Genomic DNA, 3,347 nt, shown 5'->3' with positions numbered 1-3,347 from the left:
AGGCGAGGCCGGCAAGACCGGCAGCGACAACGATAAGAGAGAGGCGGGAAGACGGCATGGGAGGAAACCTTCTTGCAGTTGCGGTCGGTGGTGACCGTAACGACAGAATATGATCATTGAATAAAAAGTCAATTGTTCATTGATTATATTTTTGTTTCAATCCTGCCGTGGCGGCATAAATTGCCGCGCGGTTTCAGTGCGGTAGTCTCGAAGGTGGAAAAGAGATCGCCACCGAGGCGACCGCCCAGGAGGACAAAGCATCATGGATTTCAATATCCCGCAGGACATCGCCGATTATCTGACCGTGCTCGACCAGTTCATCGAGGACGAGATTAGGCCGCTCGAACAGCAGGACGACAACATCCGCTTCTTCGACCATCGGCGCGAATGGGCCCGGACTGATTTCGAAAATGAGGGCCTGCCGCGGCCCGAATGGGAAGAATTGCTGCGCGAAGCAAAGCGCCGCGCCGACAAGGCCGGACACCTGCGCTATGCGTTGCCGAAGGAGTTCGGCGGGCAGGACGGCTCGAACCTCGGCATGGCAATTATCCGCGAGCATTTCGCCGAACAGGGCCTCGGCCTGCACAATGATCTCCAGAACGAACATTCCATAGTCGGCAATTTCCCGCAGATCCTGATGCTGCGCGACTTCGCCCGGCCGGATCAGAAGCATCTTGCCGAAGACGCTTTGAACGGGAAGTTTCTCGCTTGTTTCGGCCTGACCGAACCTGATCATGGGTCCGATGCGACCCATATGGAAACCCGTGCGGTGCGCCAGAAGCGCGACGGCAAGGATGGCTGGCTGATCAATGGCGAGAAGATGTGGATCACCGGCATGCATGTGGCCACGCACATCATGATGTTCTGCCGCACAAGTGGTGAAGATGGCGACGCCAAGGGCATCACCTGTCTTCTCGTACCGGCGCGTGATCCCGGCGTCATCATTGAAGAATACATGTGGACCTTCAACATGCCGACCGACCATCCGCGCCTGACCATCAAGGATGTCTGGGTGCCTGAAGATGCCGTGTTCGGCCCGCCGGAAGGGGGCCTCGCCCTGGCCCAGCATTTCGTGCATGAGAACCGTATTCGCCAAGCCGCGAGTTCGGTGGGCGCCGCGATGTATTGCATCAATGAGAGCGTGCAATATGCCCGTGAGCGCAAACCGTTCGGCAAGCCGCTCGCGACCAACCAGGCGATCCAGTTCCCGCTTGTGGAGCTCGCCACCGAGGCCGAGATGCTGCGCCTGCTGATCTTCAAGACGGCCTGGGAAATGGACCAGATGTCCAAGCCGGACGTCGCGATCCATCTCTCCGACAAGGTCTCCATGTGCAACTACCGGGCAAACCGGCTCTGCTGCAATGCCGCCGACCGGGCGATGCAGGTGCATGGCGGGATGGGCTATTCGCGCCACAAGCCGTTCGAGCACATCTACCGCCACCATCGCCGCTATCGCATCACCGAAGGCTCGGAAGAGATCCAGATGCGCAAGGTCGGTGGCCACCTCTTCGGCTTCATGGGCCCCAACAAGCACGGCCAGGCCAAGGGCGAAAAAGACGCCAAGGGCAAGAGCACCGAGCCCACCGATTTTGCGGTGCGGTAGGCGCAGCAGAAACTTCCCCTCCCGCGCGAATGGTTAATGATGGCGTAACTATCATTAGGCATTTCTCGTTTGATCCAGATTGAATCAGGCGGGAAGGGAGACGGGCATGTCTCTGCTCGAACGAGTAATTCGCGGCCATCGGTGCCGCTCGACGCACCACTATATCGCGATGGACGCGCTGTCGCTCATAGCCTCGGAGGAGGCCGACAAGTGGAAGGACCTGTTCCTGGTTCACCACGAGCACCTGCTCGAAGGGGCCAAGGCGCCGGATTCCAAGTTCAAGGATTTCCGCAACCATGTCCTGCACGTTTCCGAAGGGGAGTGGGGCGGCGCGCCGGGCAAGGCGATGGAATGGTATGCGACGGCGGTCGACCATCTCCGTCGCAAGCAATGGAGCAAGGCCGCCTATGCGTTCGGCGTGCTGAGCCATTATTATGCCGATCCGATCCAGCCCTTCCATACCGGCCAGACCGAGGAAGAGGGCACGATGCACCGGGCGGTGGAGTGGAGCATCGCCAAATCCCGCGACAAGATTGATGCCCGCATAGAGACGCTCGGCTATCCGGATGTGCCAGTGCCGGACGGCGCAGGATTCATCGCCGACATGGTCCGCAATGGCGCGCGCCTGTCGCATCCCCACTATCAGACCTTCATTGACCATTATGATCTCGACGTGGGCGTGAAGGATCCGCCCGCCGGGCTGGACGAGACCATGTTCGATGCGATCGTGGAACTGGTCGCCTATGCCACGGCCGGATTCGGCGCGATCCTCTCACGCGGTATTGCGGAGGCTGCTGTCAGCCCGCCCAAGACTAATCTGACCCTTCAGGGCTATATCGAGACACTGGACATTCCGCTGCGCTGGGTAACGGCGAAACTGTCGGATGCGGCCGACAAGCGCACCGTGACGCGGATGTACAAGGAGTATCAGAAGACCGGTAAGGTCATCCGTACCCTGCCGGATGATGACAAGGAAATCCGCAAGCTTCACGCCAAACAAGTTTTGCGCGTTCCGCTGAAAGAGCTGAACAAACAGGAGATTGGCCCAATAGGTTCGAAGAACAAGGCGGTCGAGGAGCGCCTGCTGACCGCACTGATCGAGGATGAGGCCGAGATCGCCGCTGAGGCGACCGTTATTGAAGAGGATGTGGTCGAGGAGGCTGTAATCGAAGCGGCGCCAACCGACGAAACACTTCACCCGGCCGAAGCAGGAGTGCCGCTGGCCGAGGAAGCCCCTCCGCCGAAGAAAAAGGCTCCCCCAAAGGCAGAAGAAGTCTTGTTCGAGCCGGAGCCCGAGGCCGCTGCCCCCGCGCCGCTTGCTGATGATCTTGGCGAGGAGTCCGGCGACGTCGCCCGCCGCAGCCGCATCACCCGCGAGTCCCCCGTGGTCGAGGCGCCGAGCATTGGCAAGAAGACGGCCAAACGCCTGTCGCGCGCGGGGATCACCACGGTGGGTGACCTGCTGGATTGCGATACGGAAGAGACCGTCTTCCTCGTCGATGTGGCCTATATCGACATTGACACGCTGAACGACTGGAAGGACCAGACGATCCTGATGATGGAAGTGCCGGGCCTGCGCGTGCACGACGCCCAGATCCTTGTCGGCGCGGGCATCCGCAATCGCAAGGAACTGGCCGAGGCGCCTGCGCGCACCCTGTTCATGTTGGCGAGTGAATTCCTCCAGACGCCACAGGGGGACCGTGTGATCCGCGACGACGACTACCTCGCCGAAGAGGAAGTCGAA

The 3,347-nt window shown here is 60.2% G+C and carries 2 protein-coding genes; both read left to right on the top strand.

What is annotated here, in order from left to right:
* Positions 1-262 precede the first annotated feature (262 nt).
* Complete coding sequence (locus tag B4F73_RS04920) at positions 263-1,603, top strand: acyl-CoA dehydrogenase family protein (RefSeq protein ID WP_290478526.1); 1,341 nt, start codon at positions 263-265, stop codon at positions 1,601-1,603.
* 106 nt (positions 1,604-1,709) lie between these two features.
* Positions 1,710-3,347, top strand: a 1,638-nt coding sequence (locus tag B4F73_RS04915; protein ID WP_290482635.1) for a DUF4332 domain-containing protein, incomplete at its 3' end; no start/stop codon positions are given.

Origin of the sequence: Hyphomonas sp. UBA3601 (genome assembly GCF_002375605.1) — a bacterium.
GTDB lineage: Bacteria > Pseudomonadota > Alphaproteobacteria > Caulobacterales > Hyphomonadaceae > Hyphomonas.
Note: the sequence above shows the minus strand (reverse complement) of the source record. Positions and strands in the feature narration are given on the sequence as shown.

Bases quoted from the DNA above. Each gene is read 5' to 3' on its own strand.
- B4F73_RS04920 (WP_290478526.1), top strand. From the start codon at position 263: ATGGATTTCAATATCCCGCAGGACATCGCCGATTATCTGACCGTGCTC.